This is a genomic window from Vibrio sp. 2130-1, from assembly GCF_033339515.1.
Window position 1 is genome coordinate 1 of the sequence record NZ_JAWOUT010000614.1, and the last position, 547, is coordinate 547.

1 protein-coding gene is annotated in these 547 nt (G+C 50.6%); it reads right to left on the reverse strand.

Going from position 1 to position 547, the window contains the following annotated elements; all coding sequences use genetic code 11:
- On the reverse strand, nt 1-547 hold a 547-nt coding region (locus R7Q09_RS27705), incomplete at both ends, for a protein adenylyltransferase SelO family protein (protein ID WP_318144154.1).

A 547-nucleotide genomic window follows, 5' to 3' on the forward strand; every position in this document is an offset into this window, starting at 1 on the left:
CAATTGATTGGTATAGAAAAGGTGCTCGAAATGGCCAAAACGCACGTGGGTCTCCGCCATACGAATCAACATTGCGCCGAATTCTGTTTTCTCGCGATAAACAGGCGTGTCACTAACCATCATACCAGGAGCACGAGTCGTCGGGATCCCAAGCCCCGCCATGGCTTCGCTACATAGATACTCACGGATGGTTGAGCGCAACACAGCCCTGCCGTCCCCCATTCGCGAGTAGGGTGTTAGCCCCGCGCCTTTAAGGTGAATATCAAACCAAGTGCCATTTTGATGCTCAATTTCCGCCAACAGCAATCCACGTCCATCACCCAAGTCTGGGTTGTAGACGCCAAACTGATGCCCTGCGTATTTCATCGCCAGAGGACGAAACGGTTCGAATTCGCTTTGCCCAGAAAAAACCGCCAATAGCTCATCGTTTTGCGCTGCTGGTAAACCAAACTGCTGTGCAAACTCACCATTCCAAGCAACCCAGCGAGTATTATCCAAGGGTTGTGGCTCGACCAAAGTATAGAAAGCTGACGGTAATTGACTAAAG